This is a genomic window from Sphingomonas pituitosa NBRC 102491, from assembly GCF_001598435.1.
In the GTDB taxonomy this organism is placed as follows: domain Bacteria; phylum Pseudomonadota; class Alphaproteobacteria; order Sphingomonadales; family Sphingomonadaceae; genus Sphingomonas; species Sphingomonas pituitosa.
This window is the reverse complement of sequence record NZ_BCYY01000006.1, coordinates 67,451-86,953: the sequence shown is the minus strand read 5'-3', so window position 1 is coordinate 86,953 and position 19,503 is coordinate 67,451. Positions and strand designations below refer to the sequence as shown.

Here is a 19,503-nt window from a genome sequence, read left to right as displayed (position 1 = left end):
ATGAAGGGCGTCGCCACCGACATCGGTACCATTCACTTCGTCGGCATCGGCGGGATCGGCATGTCCGGCATTGCCGAGGTGATGCACAATCTCGGCTACAAGGTGCAGGGCTCGGACGTGGCGGATTCCTACGTCGTGCAGGGCCTGCGCGACCGGGGGATCCCCGTCACCATCGGCCATGCCGCCGAGAATCTGGGCGACGCGGCGGTGGTGGTGGTCTCCACCGCGATCGTCCGCACCAATCCGGAGGTGGAAGCCGCCTACCAGAACCGCGTGCCCGTGGTGCGCCGTGCCGAGATGCTGGCCGAGCTGATGCGCCTCAAGTCCACCGTTGCGGTGGCGGGCACGCACGGCAAGACGACGACCACCTCGATGGTCGCAGCGCTCCTCGATGCCGGCGGCGTCGACCCGACCGTGATCAACGGCGGGATCATCAACCAGTACGGCTCGAACGCGCGCCTCGGCGACAGCGAGTGGATGGTGGTCGAAGCCGATGAGAGCGACGGCAGCTTCCTGCGGCTCGACGGCACGATTGCGGTGGTCACCAACATCGATCCCGAGCATCTCGATCATTATGGCTCGTTCGAGAAGGTGAAGGCGGCGTTCGTCGAGTTCGTCGAGAACGTGCCCTTCTACGGCGCGGCCTTGCTGTGCCTCGATCACCCGGAAGTGCAGGCGCTGATCCCGCGCGTGCGCGACCGGCGGATCGTCACCTATGGCTTCGCCGCCAGCGCCGATGTGCGCGGGGTGAACGTGACGCCGCATGCCGGCGGCAATCGCTTTGAGGCGATCATCCGCAACCGCGACGGCTCCACCCGGTCGATCGAGCATATCGAGCTGCCGATGCCCGGCCGCCACAATGTCCAGAACGCGCTCGCCGCGATCGGCGTGGCGCTGGAGCTCGGCATTCCCGATGCGACGATCCAGCAGGGCTTCGCCAAGTTCGGCGGGGTCAAGCGGCGCTTCACCAAGGTGGGTGAGGTCGCGGGGGCGGCGATCATCGACGATTACGGCCACCATCCGGTGGAGATCCGCGCGGTACTGGCGGCGGCGCGCGAGAGCGTGCGCGGCCGGGTGATCGCGGTGGTGCAGCCGCACCGCTATTCGCGGCTGGCCAATCTGATGGACGACTTCGCCCAGTCGTTCAACGACGCGGACATGGTGTATGTCGCGCCCGTCTATCCGGCGGGCGAGGCGCCGATCGACGGCGTGCATGCCGATGCGCTGGTGGAGAATGTGTCGCGGCGCGGGCATCGCGCGGTGGCGGCGACCACCGATGCGACGGCACTGGCGAGCGCGCTTTCGGGCGTGGTGCAGGACGGGGACATGGTGGTGTGCCTCGGCGCCGGTGATATCACGAAGTGGGCGGCCGGCCTTGCGCCTGCGATTGCGGCTGGGCGGGGGGATGCGTGAGGAACGCGGTTGTTTCTTTTCTTAAGCCCCTCCTCCTGGGAGGAGGGGTTTGGGGGTGGAGGGATTCCAGACCCTCCGTTGGTCTCGGTGAGACACTGCCCCACCCCAACCCCTCCCCTGAAGGGGAGGGACTTTGAGTAGCCTGCCTCCCGTTCGCGGCAAGCTGACGCCCAACGCCCCGCTTGCGCCGCTGGTGTGGTTCAAGAGCGGCGGGGCGGCGGAGTGGCTGTTCGAGCCGGCGGATGCCGACGACCTCGCCGCGTTCCTCGCCGCGCTGGATCCGGCAGTGCCGGTGATGGGCCTGGGTCTGGGCTCGAACATGATCGTCCGCGATGGCGGCGTGCAGGGCGTGGTGATCCGGCTCGGCAAGGCGTTCGCATCGGTCGAGCAGCTGGACGAGACCACCCTCCGCTGCGGCGGCGGGGCGTCGGGTATCCTCGTCTCGTCCAAGGCGCGCGACTGGGGCATTGGCGGCGTCGAGTTCCTGCGCTCGATCCCCGGCACGGTCGGCGGCTTCGTGCGGATGAACGGCGGCGCCTATGGCCGCGAGACCTGCGACATCCTGGTCGACTGCGACATCGTGCTGCGTTCGGGCGAGCGGCGGGTGCTAGCCAATGCAGACCTCGGCTACACCTATCGCCACAGCAACCTGCCCGAGGGCGCGATCGTGGTGCGCGCGACCTTTCGCGGCTTCCTCAAGCCGTCGGACGCAATCCAGGCCGAGATGGACCGCATCGCCGCCGCGCGCGAGGAATCGCAGCCGCTGCGCTCGAAGACCGGCGGCTCCACGTTCAAGAACCCGGAAGGCCACAAGGCCTGGGCGCTGGTCGACGCGGCCGGCTGCCGGGGCCTGCGCCGCGGCGACGCGCAGGTGAGCGAGAAGCATTGCAACTTCCTCCTCAATCTGGGGGAAGCGACCAGCGCCGATATCGAGGCGCTGGGCGAGGACGTCCGCGCCCGGGTGAAGGCGCAGTCGGGCGTCGAACTGGAATGGGAAATTCAGCGCGTGGGAGTGGCGAAGTGAGCCGCGACCTCAACGACTACGAACGCCGGATCCTAGACAATGTGCGCAATCACGGTTGCCACATCAACTATGTGGCGGACCCGGAGGGCGAACAGCCGCCCTTCGGCTATTCGGTGGGTTTCCCGGAGACCGTCGGGCAGCCGGAAGTGATCGTTTTCGGCCTTTCCAGCGAACTGGTCAGCGCCATGATCAACGCGCTCTATCGCCAGTGCCGCGACGGCCTGCAGCTGGAAGATGGGCTCATCGTGTCGGACCTGCTGCTGGGGCATGATTGCGTGGTGGAGCGTGTCGTCCCCAGCAATATCGTGCCCGACTATTTCAATTCGGCGATGTGGTTTCGCCGCCATATGACCGGCAAAGCCATGGACGCCGCGTACCAGATCATCTGGCCGGGTGCGCAGGACGGCCTGTTTCCATGGGAGGAAGGTGCCTCCGACCAGGTTCGGGCGCTGCAGCCGCCGCTCAGTTCGGAGAATTTCAAAGCATGACCATCCAATCCCTCCACATCGCTGTATTGATGGGCGGCTGGTCGGCCGAGCGCGAGGTTTCGCTGATGTCGGGCAATGGCGTCGCGGACGCGCTGGAGAGCCTGGGCCACCGCGTAACCCGGATCGACATGGACCGCGAGGTCGCCGCCCGCCTCGCCGAGGCGAAGCCGGACGTGGTGTTCAATGCGCTCCACGGCACGCCGGGCGAGGATGGCAGCGTGCAGGGCATGCTCGACCTGATGGGCATCCGCTACACGCACTCGGGCATGGTCACTTCGGTGATCGCGATCGACAAGCAGCTGACCAAGCAGGCGCTGGTGCCGCACGGCATCCCGATGCCCGGTGGGCGGATGGTGTCGCGCGAGGAGCTGTATCGGCAGGATCCGCTGCCGCGCCCATACGTGCTGAAGCCGGTCAACGAAGGCTCGTCGGTGGGCGTCGCGATCGTGACGGCCGAGAGCAATGTCGGCAACCCGATCCACCCCGATGCGCGCGGGCCCTGGCAGGAATTCGACGAACTGCTCGCCGAGCCGTTCATTCGCGGCCGCGAGCTTACCACCGCGGTGCTGGGCGACCAGGCGCTGGGCGTTACCGAATTGAAGCCCAAGAGCGGCTTCTACGATTACGAGTCCAAATATACCGACGGGCTGACCGAGCATGTCTTCCCCGCGCAGATCCCCGACGAGATCGCCGAGGCGTGCAAGCGGATCGCGCTCGACGCGCACCGGCTGCTCGGCTGCAAGGGCGCCTCGCGCGCCGATTTCCGCTGGGACGACACGCAGGGCGTCGAGGGGCTGTTCCTGCTCGAGGTCAACACCCAGCCCGGCATGACCCCGCTCAGCCTGGTGCCCGAACAGGCGCGCCATCTGGGCATCGATTATGCTAGTCTCGTGCAACGGATCGTCGAGGAGGCATTGTGAGCCGCAGACCCGCCCAAGCGCAGCGCGCGACCACCCGGCGCGGCGAGAAGCCGAAGCCGCGCGGCACCGCGCGCCGGCCGCAGCGGGCGGGCGTGCTCGACCAGGCGATCGCGGGCCTGCCGATGAGCCCGGAGACGCTGCACAAGGTCACGACGTGGAGCATCGTCGGCGCGGTCGGCGCGGTGGTGCTGACGGTCGGCATCCTGGCGGGCGTGCCGCAGATGATCGGCGTCGGCTTCGCGCAGGCGGTGGGCGATGCGGGGCTCAAGGTCGACGAGATCCAGATCGACGGGCTCAAGCGGATGGACCGCGCGACCGTCTATGAGCAGGTGCTCGACCAGGATTCGCGCGCGATGCCGCTGGTCAATCTGGGGGACGTGCGGCAGCGGCTGCTCAAATTCCCCTGGGTGAAGGACGCGCGCGTCTCGCGGCGGCTGCCGAGCACGCTGCACATCGCGATCGAGGAGCGGGCGCCCGCGGCGGTCTGGCAGAACCACGGACAGCTGATGCTGATCGATCCTTCGGGCGTCCCGCTGGAGCCGGTGTCGCCCGATGCGATGCCCGATCTGCCACTGCTGATCGGCGAGGGCGCGAACACGCAGGAGGCGGCGCGCAAGCACCTTCTCGAGACTCAGCCAGGCCTCAAGCCGCTGGTCAAGGCGATGAGCTGGGTCGGCAATCGCCGCTGGGACGTGTTCTTCACCTCGGGCGAGAAGCTGCAGCTTCCCGAGGGCGAGGACGAGGCGATCGCCGCGCTCAAGACATTCGTTTCGATCGACGGGACGCAGCGGCTGCTGGGCCGCGGCAATCGCGGGTTTGACATGCGCGTCGCAAACAAGTTGGTTGTGCGCCGGCAGGGCGTGATCGAGCCGCCGCCGGCGATTTCCACGGCGCCGACGACGATCGCACCGACCCCGCCTGCAACGACAACGACGCCGCCGGCGGGCACCGGCACGGGGGAAGGCTGATGGCGAAGGTAGCGCCCGAAGGGTTGATCACCGCGCTCGACGTGGGATCGTCAAAGGTCTCGGCGCTGATCGCGCAGCGGACCGACGAGGGTAATCTGATCGTGCTCGGCACCGGCCAGCGCGAGAGCCGGGGCGTGAAGCGCGGCTATGTCGCCGACATGCACGCCACCGAAATCGCGATCCGCGAGGCGGTGGAGCAGGCCGAGCGCATCGCCGGCTTCAACATCGAGGACGTGTGGGTCAGCTTCTCGGCGGGCGGGCTGGTCTCCAGCGTCGTCAAGGTCGAGGCGGATCTGGGCGGCCACCGGGTCGAGCAGGCGGATATCGACGATCTGCTCAAGGCCGGGCGCGGCGCGATCGACCCGCAGGGGCGGATGGTGCTCCACGCGCAGCCGACGCGCTACACGGTGGACGGACTGGGCGGCGTCAAGCGGCCGCTGGGGCTGCATGCCGATCGGCTGGGCGTTGACGTGCACGTCGTCACCACCGAAGGCTCGCCGGTGCGCAACCTCGATCTGTGCGTGCGCTCGGCGCATCTGGAGGTCCGCTCGATCATCGCCGCGCCCGTGGCGACGGGGCTTGCCTGCCTCACCGAGGAAGAGCGCGAACTGGGCGTGGCGCTGGTCGAGATCGGCGCGGGCGTGACGAACGTGTCCGTGTTCGCGCAGGGCGTGCTGGCGGGGCTGGCCTCGATCCCGATGGGATCGGCCGACATCACCGACGACATCGCCGCCGCCTTCGGCACCGCGCGCGCCTGGGCGGAGCGGACCAAATGCTTCCATGGCTCGGCCAATCTTTCCCCGCGCGACAATCGCGAGACGATCGACGTCGCGCCCGCCACGGCGGACGAGGGCGTCGAGGGGCCGCGCATCACCAAGGCGGCGCTCAACACCGTGATCCGCCAGCGGCTGGAACGCATCGTCGCGGAGATCCAGAAGGAGCTGAAGAAGCTCAACTTCCAGGAGCCGGTGGGCCGGCAGATCGTGCTGACCGGCGGTGGCGCCGAACTGGCGGGCATCGCCGATTATGCGCAGCAGGCGCTGGGCAATGCGGTGCGCGTCGGGCGGCCCAGGGGCTTGCTGGCCATGCCGAACGCGCATGCCGGTCCCGCCTTCTCCACGCTGGCGGGACTCACCCAGTTCGCCGCGGCGGACCCGATCGATCTGCGCACGCTGGAGCCCAGCCGGCACCAGCTGGTGACGCGAGCGAGCCCGGGCGCACTGTTCCAGCGGTTGATCGCGGCGTTCCGGGCAAATTATTAAGGAAATGCATGTCGCGGGGTGTTAGTGGCTAGAGTCGCCGCTCCGCTTCGTGCAGAAAAGAATTTGAGGTTGTGCAGCGTCGCCGATGCGCTGCCACGGGAGACCATAGAATGAGTATCGATTTCCTTCCCCCCGACGTGGACGAGCTGACGCCGAAGATCGCGGTGATCGGGGTTGGCGGCGCTGGCGGCAATGCCATCGCCAACATGATCCGTGCCGAGGTACAGGGCGTCGAGTTCCTGGTCGCCAACACCGATGCGCAGGCGCTGAAGCAGTCGGTCGCCTCGCAGCGCATCCAGCTGGGCGCGAAGATCACGCAGGGCCTGGGCGCGGGCTCGCGGCCCGAGATCGGCCGTGCGGCGGCGGAAGAGACGATCGAGCAGGTCCAGCAGTCGCTCGAAGGCGCGCATATGTGCTTCATCGCGGCGGGCATGGGCGGCGGCACCGGCACGGGTGCGGCGCCGGTGATCGCCAAGGCGGCGCGCGAGATGGGCATCCTGACCGTCGGCGTGGTCACCAAGCCGTTCGCGTTCGAAGGCAAGCGCCGCGCGCAATCGGCCGAAGCGGGCATCGAGGAACTGCAGAAGTACGTCGATACGCTGATCGTCATCCCGAACCAGAACCTGTTCCTGATCGCCAATGCGAACACGACCTTCAAGGAAGCGTTCGAGATGGCCGACGAGGTGCTGCAGCAGGGCGTGCGCGGCATCACCGACCTGATGGTGATGCCCGGCCTAATCAACCTCGACTTCGCCGACGTGCGTTCGGTGATGCAGGAGATGGGCAAGGCGATGATGGGCACCGGGGAGGCGGACGGCGACGACCGCGCGCTGATCGCCGCCCAGAAGGCGATCGCCAACCCGCTGCTCGACGGCGTTTCGATGAACGGCGCCAAGGGCGTGATCGTCTCGATCACCGGCGGCGAGGACATGCGCCTGCTCGAGGTCGACGAGGCCGCGAACCATATCCGCGAGCTGGTCGATCCCGACGCAAACATCATCTGGGGTTCGGCGTTCAACCCGGAGCTGGAAGGCCGCATCCGCGTTTCGGTGGTCGCCACCGGTATCGACGCGAATGTCGAGAACCGCCCGGCCGCCCCGGCCGAACAGCCGCGCGTCTTCTCCTTCTCCACCCCGCGCCGCACCACGGCCGCGCCCGCGCCCGAGGCGGTTGCCGCCGCGCCGATCGCCGCTGCACCGGAGCCGGTCGCACCCGCGCCGGTCGTAGAGGAAGCTCCGGCACCTGCGCCGATCGCGCCCGCGCCGGAGCCCGTCGCCGCTGCACCGGCGCCCGCGGCCGCGCCGACCCCGCCGGCCCCGGCTTCGGACGAGCTGCTGCTCGGCACCGAAGCGCTGGTGCCGTCGCCGGCCCCCGCGGCGGCGCCCGCCCCGGCACCCGAGGCACCGGCCGGCCGTCGCCGCTGGCTGACCGGCGGCGATGACGATGCCGATACGCGTCCGCGTCCCAAGACCGGCGGCACGCTGTTCGAGCGCATGGCCTCGGCCTCGCGTGGCACCAAGGCCACCGAGGAAGAGGACAAGGATCCGCTGGACATCCCGCGCTTCCTGCGCAGCCAGAACAACCAGTAAGACGGCGCACGGGTGGCACGGTTCGCCGGCCACCCGTCACCTTTGTCAGCGGCCGTTCAGCGCCGCGTCGCTAGCGGTTAGCTCGACATGATCAGCAAGAAACATCTCGGCATCGGCGCGTTCGCGTCGGCGCTGCTCCTTGGCGCGTCGCCGGTATGGGCCCAGAGCGAGATCGTCCAGGCGCACAATCCCGATGCCGACGCGCTCGCCACGCAGATGCGCGTGCTTGCCGAGAACCCGCGCGATGTCGAGGCGCTGCTTGCGGCGGCGCGGCTGAGCACGCGGCTGGGCGACCTGACGGGCGCGCTGGCGCTGCTCCAGCGGGCGGAGAGCGTCGAGGTGAGCAATCCGCGCATCGCCAGCAACCGCGCGGCGGTGCTGGTGCGGCAGGAGCGGCCGGGCGAGGCGCTGCGACTGTTCCAGCGCGCGGAGCAGCACGGCGTCGACGTGCGCGAGTTCGCCGCCGATCGCGGCTTCGCCTATGATCTGCTCGGCCAGCCGCTGCTCGCCCAGCGCGACTACAAGCTGGCGCTGGCGACCCGGCGTGAGGACGACGTGGTGCGCCACTATGCGCTCTCGCTCGGCATCAGCGGCAATCGGGCGGAGGCGGAGCGCGAGCTCGACGCGCTGCTGCGCGCGCAGGATCGCGCGGCGTGGCGGGATCGCGCCTTCATCCTGGCGATGAACGGCGACATCGCCGGGGCCGAGAAGATCGCGGCTACCGTGTTGCCGGGTGCGGCGGGCAGGAACCTGCTGCCCTTCTTCCGGCGGATCGCGACGCTGGGACCGGCCGACCGCGCCTTCGCAGTGCATTTCGGCGAGTTGTCTCCCACGCCGGCGCGGCTGACGGACGCGCGGATGGCGCCCTCCCTCCCGGCCTATACCGGGCCCGCGCCGGTCCAGATCGCGCAGGCCCAGCCGGCGGTGCCGGTCGCGGCGCCGGTCCGCGCCGATGCGCGCGGGCGACGGACGGCCTCGACGCCCAGGACGGCCCCGGTACAGCTTGCCCAGGCCGAGGTGGCACCGGTCGCGCGGGCCGTGCCGAGCGCGCCGGCGCCGCAGCCGGTGATCTCGCAGCCGACCCCGGCCGCGCGTCCGACGTGGCAGCCCATCCCGGTGCCCCAGCCGACGCCCGCGGCTCGGCCGGTTCTACAGCCGACCCCGGCGCCGCCGCCGGAGGTCCGCCACGTGGCACCGGCGCACTCGCCGCTCGCCTCGATCATCGCCGATATCGACGTGCCCGCCAGCGAGCGCGCGCCGGCTGCGCGCCCGACGGTCGCTGCGCCAGCCCCGAAGCCGGTCCTCGCGGCGAAGCCGACCGTCACCGTCCGTCCGAAGCCGGAGCCCAGGCGCGTGCCGGTGGCGGAGGAGGAAGACGCCAAGCCCGCAAAGCCGACGCCGAAGAAAGGCGCCAAGGCCGAGGACGAGGTCGACGCCAAGCCGGCCAAGCCGGGTGCCAGGAAGGGTGCGAAGCCCGGCGACGAGGCGGATGCCAGGCCGGTGAAGGGCAAGAAGCCCGAGCCGAAGAAGCCGGACCCGAAAAAGGCCGATCCCGAGCGCGTGTGGGTGCAGGTGGCGAGCGGCGCGAACGAATCGACGGTCGATCGCGCCTGGAAGAGCGTGTCCGCCAAGGCGCCGAAGCTGTTCCGCACCCATGGCGGCTGGTGGATGCCGTTCAAGGCGACCAACCGCATCGTCACCGGGCCGTTCAAGACCAGCGGCGAGGCGCAGGCTTTCGTCAACAAGCTGGCGGGCGAGGGCGTCTCGGCCTTCGTCGTCACCAGCGAGGCGGGGCAGAAGGTCGCCAAGATCGCGCCTTGACCCTTCGACATGGCCAGCGGGCTGGGCTAGGGGCGCAGGCGTGAAACAGCTTTCCTCCTGGGCCTGTATGCCCGGCCAGACGCGCGGGCGCCTGCACCCCGAAGCCGGGGGCGGCGCACGCGGCCCGCGCGACGCCTTCCAGCGCGACCGCGACCGGATCATCCATTCGATCAGCTTCCGCCGGCTGCGCCACAAGACGCAGGTGTTCCTGGCGCCCGACGGCGACCATTTCCGCGTGCGGCTCACGCACAGCCTGGAAGTGGCGCAGATCGGCCGCGCCATCGCCCGCGCGCTGGGGTTGAACGAGGACCTAACCGAGGCGCTGTGCCTGGCGCACGACATCGGCCACCCGCCGTTCGGCCATGCCGGCGAGGATGCGCTGGAAGTCGCGCTCGCCGGGCGGGGCGGGTTCGACCATAACGGCCAGACGCTGCGCACGCTGACCCTGCTGGACAGTCCCTATCCCTCGTGGAACGGCCTGAACCTCACCTGGGACACGCTGGAAGGCCTCGCCAAGCACAATGGCCCGATCCACGAGCCGCAATGGGCGCTCGCCGCCGCCGATGCCGAGTTTCCGCTCGAGCTGGACAGCTGGCCCTCGCTCGAGGCGCAGGTCGCGGCGATTGCCGACGACATTGCCTATGACAATCACGACATCGACGACGGCCTGCGCGCCGGGCTGCTGACGCTCGACCAGATCATGGATGTGCCGATGATCGCCGCGGCCTGGGCCGACGTGCAGGCGCGCTTCCCGGGTGTCGGCGCCAAACGGCTGACCGGCGAGCTGATCCGCTCGCAGATCGGGCTGATGGTCAACGACTTCATCGGCGAGACGAAGGCGCGGATCGCGGAATCGGGCGTGGAGACGGTGGACGAGGTTCGCCGCGCCGGGCGCTGCCTGGCCGGATTCTCGCCCGCGATGCGCGATGCCGAGCGCGGACTGAAGCGGTTCATGTACGCGAACCTTTACCATCACCCCAGCCAGCTGGCGGCGGCGGCCTCGGCGCGCCAGGTCGTGTCCGGGCTGTTCGCGGCCTATGCCGCCGATCCGGGGCTGATGCCCGCCGAGTGGCGCGAGGCGCTGCCGGCGCAAGAGCCCTGGCGCAGCCGCCACATCGCCGACTTCATCGCCGGCATGACCGACCGCTATGCCATCGCGCGATATCGCGAAGTCTGCGGGACGATCGATCTGCCCGAAGGGTTCTAGGCGAGCGCCGTTTCCTCCCCCCAGCGGGGGAGGAAACGCGCGCTTCCTTCCTTGTTCGCCTGTTCGCTCAGAACGCTGCGCTGACCGAGAACACCACCCGGCTGCCGGCGATGGTCGATCCGTCCTTGGTGCTCGAGAAGTTGGGCTCGAGATAGGCGCCGTCGCGCTTGGAGATGCTGGTGTCCACATAGGCGACGCCGAGCACCACCTTGCCCAGCGCCAGGTCCGCGCCGACCAGCCAGTCGGCATAGCTGCCCGTCGGTGCGACGCTGGTGCCGTTGGGGCCGAGGCCGGGGTTGCCGTCCGAATAGCCGAGATGCGCCTTGAGCGTGATCGGGGTCTTCGGCACCGCGGTGCTGATGTCGCCCCAGAGGTACAGATTGTCCTCCTTGTCGCCGGCCCTGCTCTGCGGGGTGTTGCTCCAGTTACCCAGCGCCTCCTGCGCGGGGGCATAGGCGACGCCGGCAAGCGCCGATACCGGGCCGAGGGTGCCGCTGAGCTTCACATAGGGCTCGGCAAAGTCGGTCTTCGAGGCGCCACCCGGATACATGTACCAGGTCACGCCGACGTCGAGCGCGGCGCCCTTGCCGATCGGCAGCTTGTAGCCGCCAACGACGTCCAGCTCCATATTGGCGCCGCCGAAGGTGCCCCAGCCGGAGAGATTGGAGCCCCACAGCGCGCCGTAGAGGCCGCTTTCATGGCTGACGGTGAGGCCGCCCTGGACGGCCATCTGCTTGTCGGTCTGGGAAACGCCGCGGAAGCGGTAGTCGGAAACCAGCGCGACGCTGCCCGATACCGTGATGGGCGGTGGTGCATCGCTCTCCTGCGCGAAGGCCGGAGAGGACAGGCCGAGCAGGGCTGCGGCGGCAAGACGAATCTTCATGGAACATTCCCTCTCGGGTGCGAGTGAAGTTCCAGCCTGCGTCGGCACGGCGACCCGTTCTCAAGGACGGGACTGTCGTTCCACCCGCATCTTCGCGCTGCAGCATTGCCGCTTCTTGGCTTGAATGTAATAAAATGTTGCTGAGGGGCGTCGGCGGCGAAAAGGCAATGTTTCGTTACAGCCGTGCAAGGGTGACGCAAAGCCGGCGGGGTAGGCCGTGGTGCAGGAGAGATGCCGCAACCATGAGGAACGCCACCATGAAGCTTGCCACCGCCGCACTTCTTTCGGCGACCCTGATCGCCGCGCCGGCAGCGGCCCAGTCGCTCCACGAAACCCATGAGCGGGTGTGGATGCCCGCCGGCAAGAGCCATGTCGTCACCTGGCGCATGAAGGGCCACAAGGCCGAGGCTGCGCAGGCCCATCATCAGGCCGGCAAGCACCAGTATCTGCCGACCCGCAAGGCGCCGGCAGAGGCAGCGCGTCGCGAAGGCGGCAGCAGCGCCGCCGGCGCCACCAGCTAGGTTCAGTTTCCGTCCCCCCAGAACGGAAAGCCCCGCGGTTGCCTCGGCGACCGCGGGGCACATTCGTATGTGCGACGCTTCCGTCCGGAGCAGCCATGCGCGGGTCACGAAAAAGCCCCGCGGTCGCCGATGCGAACGCGGGGCTTTTCATACGCCGTGATGCGTGGGCGTCGCTTAGCGCGAAGCGACCTGCACCTTGGTCGTCTTGGGCACGCGGAACGACACGCGGGTGCCGGCAGCGTTGCCATCGACCCAGCCGTTGCGGACGACGAGGCGGAACTTCTGGTTGCCCGGCTTGGCAACGCCTTCCAGGACCTGCGCGTCACCCTTGGGGGTCGACGTGTAGACATAGGTCACGCCGTCACGGGTGAAGCTGCGGGTGGCAGCGTTGTCAGCGGCAAAAGCCGGAGCGGCGGCGAACAGGGTAGCTGCGAGTGCGATGGTGAAACGGGTCACGATCTTTCTCCTTCGTTGGGCCAAAAGAGCCAGATCGGCATCCTTCGTATGTTCTTGATAGATAAAATGTTGCGCTGCAGCAGATTCGACAACCGCAAAGCACGGGGGTCATGATTGCGCTTCACGCAATCGTACGGTCGTGGGACGAACCGCTTGTCGATGCGACGAACCGTTGGTCCTGGCAAACTTCTGCGACACTCGCCTGGTAGCGAGGCTGCTACCATGCGGAGGTATCGGCGATGGCGGACAAGAGTATCGCGTTGAACCGCTTCGGCCTGGGCGCGCGCCCGGCGGAGGATCCCGGCGCCGATCCGCGCGCCTGGCTGGACCAGCAACTCGGCCGCTATGCAGCCGTGCCGGCGATGCTGGCGGGCCAGCCGGCCAGCGGCACGCTCGTCGCGCAATTCGTCGACTATCGCGAGCGGCTTGCGCAGCTGAAAAAGGCGGCGGCCCCTGCCGCGGCCGCGCCCCCCGCCGCGATGCCGGCCAGACCTGCCGGCGCCATGGCGCCGATGGTTGCGCAGCCGCCGGTGGTGCAGGCGGCGGACGACCCGACCGAGACTTTCCGCAAGCAGTTCGGCCAGCAGAGCCGCGAGCTGTACAATGGCGCCGTCACCGCGCGCGCGCTCGCGGCGATCCAGTCGCCGGCGCCGTTCGCCGAGCGGCTGGCGCATTTCTGGGCCAACCATTTCGCCGTCTCGGGCGACAAGATGGAGGTGACCAACCTCGCCGGCGCGTTCGAGTTCGAGGCGATCCGCCCGCATGTGATGGGCAGCTTCCGCGACATGCTGTTCGCGGTGGAGCGCCACCCGGCGATGCTGTTGTTCCTCGACCAGGCGGTATCGGTGGGGCCGAACAGCCCCTTGGCGGTGCGCGCGGGCAATCGTCCGAACGTTCGGCGCAACCTGGGCCTCAACGAAAATCTCGCCCGTGAAATCCTGGAGCTGCACACGCTGGGCGTGCGCACCGGCTACAGCCAGGCCGACGTGACCGAGTTCGCCCGGGCGCTGACCGGGTGGACGATCGCCGGCTTCGGCCGCGGGCCGGCGGCGAAGTTCGTCGGCGGCACCGGGCGGCCGGGCGACTTCGTCTATGCCGATGCGCTGCACGAACCGGGCACGCGGACGATCCTCGGCAAGTCATGGGCGCAAACGGGCGAAGCGCAGGCGGCGGCGGTGCTCGATCACCTCGCGACGCACCCGGCGACGGCGCGCCATGTCGCGACCAAGCTCGCGCGGCACTTCGCCGGCGACGATCCGCCGCCGAAGCTGGTCGCGCGGCTGGAGGCGAATTTCCGCAAGACCGGCGGCGACCTGCCGAGCCTCTACCGCACGCTGATCGCATCGCCGGAATGCTGGGCGCCGGGAACGGTGAAGTTCAAGTCGCCCTGGGAATGGTCGATCTCCGCGATGCGCGCGGTGGGCACCCAGCAGCTTCAGCCCAATGCGGTGCCCGGGCTGATGTACCAGTTGGGACAGCCGGTGTGGAAGCCGGGCTCGCCCGCCGGCTGGGACGACGTGACCGGCGCCTGGGCCGGTCCGGACGCGGTGCTGCGCCGGGTGGAGGCCGCCGAGCGGATGGCGCAGCGCACCCGTGACCAGATCGATCCGCGCGCCCGCGCTGCCGAGATGTTCCCGGAAGCGCTCAGCCCCGCCACCGCCCAGGCGATCGCGCGGGCGGAAAGCAACAGCCAGGGGGTCGCGCTGCTGCTGGTCGCCCCCGAGTTCCTGCGGAGATAGCGTCATGATGCTCCACCGTCGCCAATTGCTCGCCGCCGGCGCCACCGCGCTGATGCTCTCGCCGCTCGGCGCGCGCATGGCCTTCGCCGCCGCGCCGACCGAGCGCCGCTTCGTCTTCATCATCCAGCGCGGTGCCGCCGACGGGCTCGGCATCGTGGCACCCGTGGGTGACCCTGCCTTTGCCGGCGCGCGCGGCGACCTTGCGGCCGACTTCGCCAGTGCGCCGAAGCTGGACGGCATGTTTGCGCTGCACCCCGCAATGGCCAACCTGGCTGGGCTCTACCGGGCGCAACAGGCGCTGTTCGTCCATGCCGTGGCCTCGCCGTACCGCGACCGCTCGCATTTCGACGGGCAGAACGTGCTCGAGACCGGCGGCGTCTCGGCCTATCAGCTCAAGGACGGCTGGATGAACCGGCTGCTCCGGCTGCTGCCGGAGGGCGACAAGGGACTGGCGCTCGCCGCCTCGGTGCCGATGGCGCTGCGCGGGACGGTGGAGGTGGCGAGCTACGCGCCTTCCTCGCTGCCCGACGCCTCCGACGACCTGCTTGCGCGGGTGAGTGCGATGTACGCAGGCGACAAGCAGCTCAACCCGCTGTGGCAGGAGGCGATGGCGACGCGGATGCTCACCGGCGATCTCGGCGGTGACGGGGGCAAGAAGGCGGCGGATACCGGCACGTTGGCGGCCAAGCTGCTCTCCGCCCCGGGCGGCGCCCGCGTCGCGATGATCGAGACCGGCGGCTGGGACACCCATTCGGGCCAGCGCGGCCGGCTGGGCAACCAGCTCAAGGGCCTCGACGCAATGGTCGCGGCGCTGAAAGCAGGGCTGGGGCCGCACTGGGACAATACTTTGGTGGTGGTGGCGACCGAGTTCGGCCGGACGGTGAAGGCCAACGGCACCGGCGGCACCGATCACGGCACCGGATCGGTCGCGATGCTGCTCGGCGGCGCGGTGCAAGGCGGCCGGGTGCAGGCCGACTGGCCGGGACTGGGCGACGCGGCGCTGTACGAGGGGCGGGACCTGAAGCCGACCACGGCGCTCGACGTGCTGATCGCCAGCGCGGTGTCGCGACACTTCGCGCTGGCCCCGGTGCGGACGGCGAAGGCGCTGTTCCCGGCGATGACGACGGCGGCGGGGATGGAGGGGTTGGTGCGGGGGTAGGGGCGTGGATTGGTCCGGAATGGCGGATCAAGCGCGCCAGGATCGTTACGCTATCTTGAAAAAGTTCCTGCTTTGTTCTAAATGCCGACCCTCGGTGGATGCGGGGGAATGCGCGTGCAGGCAGCTTCGGAGCAGCGGCGAGTATTTACGATTTGGTTGCGGACCGGGCGGCGCCAGCGCCGCGGCGGTGAAGGCGCGATCGAGTTCAAGTTCAACCCTTGGCATGATCCGGCAAATGGCCAGTTCACCTTTGCGGGTAGAGGGCAAGCGTCGGCTGGACGAAGAGAGGCCGGTGACCGGGCACGTCCCAAAAGCGGAAGTGCTGAGAATTTCCGTCCGGGTGGTGCGGAGAAGGGCTTCGGCGGGGGTGGCACACAGAGCAGTTGGGACCCTCCCAAAGGTCGCCCTACTGGTGCCTTTCGCCGCGATGGCGCAGCGCGAGGCTTTGGAGGCGGCGGGGCGACCGTAAGTTGGATAGCTACATCTGCGCGGGGCGGTGAAGCGGAACAGGGGCGGCGTGTCGCGACCAGTCACGTGGCAGCAGCAGGAACTGTTCGCCCCCAGGCGGAGGACTCTCGACGGCACGTTTCTCGCAACGGGTATGACTATGAAATAGACGAGCGTGGGCGAACTCGACGGGTGTCTGGGACATTGGTTCTGGCACCGCCGCAGCCGCGATCGCGACGTCTGCAGCGCAGCGCCGGTGGGACCGATCGATTGCCGAAGGACGACGGCGGACATTACATCGCGCCGCGCTTCAACGGGCCTACGGAGGCTTTCAACCACTTCGCGCAGGACTCGAACGTCAACCGGGGCAGGTATCGGGCGATAGAGGATGAATGGGCGCGAGAGAAGCGTGCGGGACATCGGGTTACGGTCGCGATCGTACCGCATTTTCGAGCACTCTCTCAGCGTCCTACCACGATCGATGTCGTCTTCTATGTCGATGGCGTGAAGCGAAGTGTGAAGCTGCCCAATGAGCGGGAGGGAGGAGTGCATGTCCGCTGACGAGACGGAGCGTCTGCTTTTGGAGATTGGACAAATGCTCGCGGAGGATGCCGAGTATCCCGTCGAGAACAGCTTGCTCCATGCGGAGGTCGATCCTGAGATGATTGCGCCTGCAGTTTTCAAGGAGGGTGGTAATCACGTCATGTACAGGGATGTGGATCTGGATCGATGGAGTGAGATACTACTCGATCTCTGGTATGCGCAGGAGGGGCCGGCGCGCTGGTCTGAAATCGAGTATTTCATTCGTAGCGGACGTTTCGAAGTACAGTATTTTTACCCTGATGATCCGAGCCGTGCCGGGAGTTTCTTGGAGCGTCGTCGCGATTTGACGCGCCGCTACTACGGCGACAAGCCTGTCCTATATCCGCCCTGGGAGGAGGTCGGGGGCCCCTCCTACACCCTCTAAAGTGAAAGCGGCGCGGAGCGCGACCGATGGGTTTCGAGGCTGGTGTGACGGTGTGCCGCCTCGACAGGCCACACCCCTTCGTCAGGCCCGCGACCTGCCACCGCCCCTTGCAGGGAAGGATCGCAAATCCCAATAGGGATGACGGCGCCGCGCCACTGCGCTACAGCCGCCGCTCCCATTCCCATTGGATTGCTCAATGACGCTTTATGCTCGTTTCGCCGCGCATCTGAATCTGGCCCTGGATGCGCTCGTCCTCGCCGGCGATTTGCCTGCGGGGCTGGAGCGACGCGCGATCACGGTCGAGCCGCCGCGCGATCCGAGCCATGGCGATCTCGCCACCAACGCCGCGATGGTGCTCGCCAAGCCCGCCGGCACCAATCCGCGCGCGCTCGCCGAGAAGCTGGTCGTCGAGCTGCAGAAGCTGCCCGAGGTCTCGGCCGTGTCGGTCGCCGGCCCCGGCTTCATCAACCTGTCGCTGACCGAGGACACCTGGCGCGGCGAAGTCGCCGAGATCCTGCGCGCCGGGGCCGACTATGGCCGCTCGTCGCTGGGCACGGGGACGACGGTCAACGTCGAATATGTCTCGGCCAACCCGACCGGCCCGATGCACATGGGCCATTGCCGCGGCGCGGTGGTGGGCGATGCGCTGGCGACGCTGCTCGAGTTCGTCGGCCACAAGGTGATCCGCGAATATTATGTCAACGACGCGGGCGGCCAGGTCGACGTGCTCGCCCGCTCGGCGCATCTGCGCTACCGCGAGGCGCTGGGTGCTGCGATCGAGATCCCCGAGGGGCTGTACCCGGGCGACTATCTGAAGCCGGTCGGCGCGCAGCTTGCCGCCGACTATGGCGACACGTACGTCGATGCGCCCGAGAGCGCATGGCTGGCGCTGTTCCGCAAGGCGGCGGTCGCGGCGATGCTGGTGATGATCAAGGACGATCTGGCGCTGCTCGGCATCCGGCACGACCTGTTCTCGTCCGAGGCCGAGCTGCAGGCCGCCGGCAAGCCCGAACAGGCCGAGGCGTGGCTGCGCGAACGCGACCTCGTCTATGACGGCGTGCTCGAGGCCCCCAAGGGCGAGACGCCCGAGGACTGGGAGCCGGTGGAGCTGCCGCTGTTCCGCTCGACCCAGTTCGGCGACGACCAGGATCGCCCGATCAAGAAGTCGAACGGCCAGTGGACCTATTTCGGCGCCGATCTCGCCTATCACTTCCAGAAGGCGCAGTCGGCCGACCAGCTGATCGACATCTGGGGCGCGGACCATGCCGGCACGGTCAAGCGCATCGTCGCGGCGGTGCAGGCGCTGACCGGCGGGCAGACCCGGTTCGACGTCAAGCTGGTCCAGATGGTCCGCCTGCTGCGCGCCGGCGAGCCGGTGAAGATGTCGAAGCGCGCGGGCAATTTCGTGACGCTGGCCGATGTGGTGCGCGAAGTGGGCAAAGACGTGGTGCGCTTCACCATGCTCACCCGCAAGGCGGATGCGCAGATGGACTTCGACTTCGCCAAGGTGCTCGAGACGTCCAAGGAAAATCCCGTGTTCTACGTGCAGTACGCCCATGCCCGCGTGGCATCGGTGCATCGCCGCGCGGCCGAGGCGGGGATCAGCCTGGACGCGGCGGCGGACCTGTCGCTGCTCGACGGGCGCGAGCTGGCCGTGGCCAAGCTGGCGGCGCAGTTCCCGCGGGTGGTGGAAGCCGCGGCGAGCGCGCGGGAGCCGCACCGCATCGCCTTCTATCTCTATGATCTCGCAGCCGAGTTCCACGCGCTCTACAATCTCGGCAATGATTCTGCCGATCGGCGTTTCCTGATCGCGGAGCAGCCGGCGCTTACCGCTGCGCGGCTGTTCCTCGGCCGCTCGATCCAGCAGGTCATCCGCAACGGCCTCGCGCTGATGGGCGTGGAGGCGGTCGAGGAAATGTGATGCCCGCGCGGTACGACGACAGCGAGCGGCTCCCCTGGCTGGAGACGGTGGAGGATGCCTATGAGGAGCCGCGGCAGGGCCGCGTGTTCGTCACGATCTTCCTCGCCCTGCTCGTGCTGGGGGCAGTCGGCGCCGTCTACTACTGGCTCAAGCACCAGGCATCGCGCGACGGCAACGGGGCGCTGATCGCCGCCCCGGCCGAGCCGTACAAGATCCGGCCGGACCAGCCGGGCGGGATGCGCGTCGACGGCGAGGGCGACATCGTCTTCCGCACCAGCCAGGGCGGGCCGAGCGAGGCCGGCATCAATGTCGGCGCGCTGCCCGAGGCCCCGGTCGAAGGGCAGAAGCCGCGACAGGTGCCGACGAACGGTCCCAAGGCGAGCAGCAGCGCGACCATCGCGCTGCCCGCGCCGACGCTGGTCAAGCCGACGCCGACTCCGAAGGCGGTCGCCGCCAGCGGGCCGGGCGAGGGGGCCGGTGCGCTGGTGCAGCTTGGCGCCTTCCCCAGCGAGGGCGCGGCGAACATCGCCTGGACGCGGATGTCGAAGCGGTTCGCCTATCTCGCGCCGCTCGGCAGGCTGGTGGTGCCCTTCGCCACGCCGGAGGGCAAGACAGTCTACCGGCTGCGGGTGAATGCGGGCAGCAATGGCCAGGCGCGCGAGATCTGCGGCAAGTTGAAGGTTGCGGGCGAGAACTGCTTCGTTGCCAGCTAACAGGG

General features: G+C 68.7%; 18 protein-coding genes. 16 read left to right on the top strand and 2 right to left on the bottom strand.

Going from position 1 to position 19,503, the window contains the following annotated elements; translation table 11 throughout:
- The 9 genes from murC (at position 1) to SPI01S_RS07400 (ending at position 10,692) form a co-directional block, all read left to right on the top strand.
- Positions 1-1,413, top strand: coding sequence for a UDP-N-acetylmuramate--L-alanine ligase (gene murC / locus SPI01S_RS07440; RefSeq protein ID WP_066720473.1), 1,413 nt, complete (start codon positions 1-3; stop codon positions 1,411-1,413).
- A 133-nt stretch (positions 1,414-1,546) separates the two neighbouring features.
- Positions 1,547-2,437: a UDP-N-acetylmuramate dehydrogenase gene (gene murB, locus SPI01S_RS07435; RefSeq protein ID WP_174539084.1), complete on the top strand. Its 891-nt coding sequence runs from the start codon at positions 1,547-1,549 to the stop codon at positions 2,435-2,437.
- Complete coding sequence (locus SPI01S_RS07430; RefSeq protein WP_066720470.1) at positions 2,434-2,925, top strand: DUF4262 domain-containing protein; 492 nt, start codon at positions 2,434-2,436, stop codon at positions 2,923-2,925. Before murB ends, SPI01S_RS07430 begins: the two co-directional genes overlap by 4 nt.
- Positions 2,922-3,845: a D-alanine--D-alanine ligase gene (locus SPI01S_RS07425; RefSeq protein ID WP_066720466.1), complete on the top strand. Its 924-nt coding sequence runs from the start codon at positions 2,922-2,924 to the stop codon at positions 3,843-3,845. The genes SPI01S_RS07430 and SPI01S_RS07425 overlap by 4 nt, the downstream gene beginning before the upstream one ends.
- Positions 3,842-4,813, top strand: coding sequence for a cell division protein FtsQ/DivIB (locus SPI01S_RS07420; protein ID WP_066720463.1), 972 nt, complete (start codon positions 3,842-3,844; stop codon positions 4,811-4,813). The genes SPI01S_RS07425 and SPI01S_RS07420 overlap by 4 nt, the downstream gene beginning before the upstream one ends.
- A complete protein-coding gene (gene ftsA, locus SPI01S_RS07415; protein ID WP_066720460.1) occupies positions 4,813-6,075 on the top strand; it encodes a cell division protein FtsA in 1,263 nt (420 codons plus the stop codon). Before SPI01S_RS07420 ends, ftsA begins: the two co-directional genes overlap by 1 nt.
- A gap of 110 nt (positions 6,076-6,185) precedes the next feature.
- The gene (ftsZ, locus tag SPI01S_RS07410; RefSeq protein ID WP_066720459.1) at positions 6,186-7,664 is read left to right on the top strand and encodes a cell division protein FtsZ; all 1,479 of its coding nucleotides are present in this window, start codon (positions 6,186-6,188) and stop codon (positions 7,662-7,664) included.
- A gap of 87 nt (positions 7,665-7,751) precedes the next feature.
- A complete protein-coding gene (locus tag SPI01S_RS07405; RefSeq protein ID WP_066720456.1) occupies positions 7,752-9,485 on the top strand; it encodes an SPOR domain-containing protein in 1,734 nt (577 codons plus the stop codon).
- Between the two features lie 40 nt (positions 9,486-9,525).
- On the top strand, positions 9,526-10,692 hold the full coding sequence (locus tag SPI01S_RS07400; RefSeq protein WP_084253310.1) for a deoxyguanosinetriphosphate triphosphohydrolase: 1,167 nt from the start codon (positions 9,526-9,528) through the stop codon (positions 10,690-10,692).
- A gap of 67 nt (positions 10,693-10,759) precedes the next feature.
- On the opposite strand, the gene SPI01S_RS07395 is transcribed toward SPI01S_RS07400, so the two are convergent.
- Positions 10,760-11,575: a TorF family putative porin gene (locus SPI01S_RS07395; protein ID WP_066720450.1), complete on the bottom strand. Its 816-nt coding sequence runs from the start codon at positions 11,573-11,575 to the stop codon at positions 10,760-10,762.
- A gap of 257 nt (positions 11,576-11,832) precedes the next feature.
- On the opposite strand from SPI01S_RS07395, the gene SPI01S_RS07390 reads away from it, so the two are divergent.
- A complete protein-coding gene (locus SPI01S_RS07390; protein WP_066720447.1) occupies positions 11,833-12,096 on the top strand; it encodes a hypothetical protein in 264 nt (87 codons plus the stop codon).
- 174 nt (positions 12,097-12,270) lie between these two features.
- On the opposite strand, the gene SPI01S_RS07385 is transcribed toward SPI01S_RS07390, so the two are convergent.
- Positions 12,271-12,552, bottom strand: a complete 282-nt coding sequence (locus SPI01S_RS07385) for a hypothetical protein (RefSeq protein ID WP_066720445.1) — start codon at positions 12,550-12,552, stop codon at positions 12,271-12,273.
- Between the two features lie 239 nt (positions 12,553-12,791).
- Between SPI01S_RS07385 and SPI01S_RS07380 the strand changes: the two genes are divergently transcribed.
- From SPI01S_RS07380 to SPI01S_RS07360, 6 genes are all read left to right on the top strand, one after another.
- Complete coding sequence (locus tag SPI01S_RS07380) at positions 12,792-14,291, top strand: DUF1800 domain-containing protein (RefSeq protein ID WP_084253309.1); 1,500 nt, start codon at positions 12,792-12,794, stop codon at positions 14,289-14,291.
- A gap of 4 nt (positions 14,292-14,295) precedes the next feature.
- Entirely contained in the window at positions 14,296-15,450 is a 1,155-nt protein-coding gene (locus tag SPI01S_RS07375) for a DUF1501 domain-containing protein (RefSeq protein ID WP_174539083.1), read from the top strand.
- Between the two features lie 81 nt (positions 15,451-15,531).
- The gene (locus tag SPI01S_RS22975) at positions 15,532-16,458 is read left to right on the top strand and encodes a DNA/RNA non-specific endonuclease (RefSeq protein ID WP_306305019.1); all 927 of its coding nucleotides are present in this window, start codon (positions 15,532-15,534) and stop codon (positions 16,456-16,458) included.
- Positions 16,448-16,864 (top strand): hypothetical protein, encoded by a 417-nt coding sequence (locus SPI01S_RS07370; protein WP_066720799.1) that lies wholly within the window; start codon positions 16,448-16,450, stop codon positions 16,862-16,864. The genes SPI01S_RS22975 and SPI01S_RS07370 overlap by 11 nt, the downstream gene beginning before the upstream one ends.
- Positions 16,865-17,060: 196 nt before the next feature.
- Positions 17,061-18,785, top strand: a complete 1,725-nt coding sequence (argS, locus tag SPI01S_RS07365) for an arginine--tRNA ligase (RefSeq protein ID WP_066720444.1) — start codon at positions 17,061-17,063, stop codon at positions 18,783-18,785.
- Positions 18,785-19,498 carry an SPOR domain-containing protein gene (locus tag SPI01S_RS07360; RefSeq protein WP_066720443.1) on the top strand — a complete coding sequence of 238 codons (714 nt, stop codon included), beginning with the start codon at positions 18,785-18,787 and terminating at the stop codon, positions 19,496-19,498. The genes argS and SPI01S_RS07360 overlap by 1 nt, the downstream gene beginning before the upstream one ends.
- The last annotated feature ends 5 nt before the right edge of the window (positions 19,499-19,503 follow it).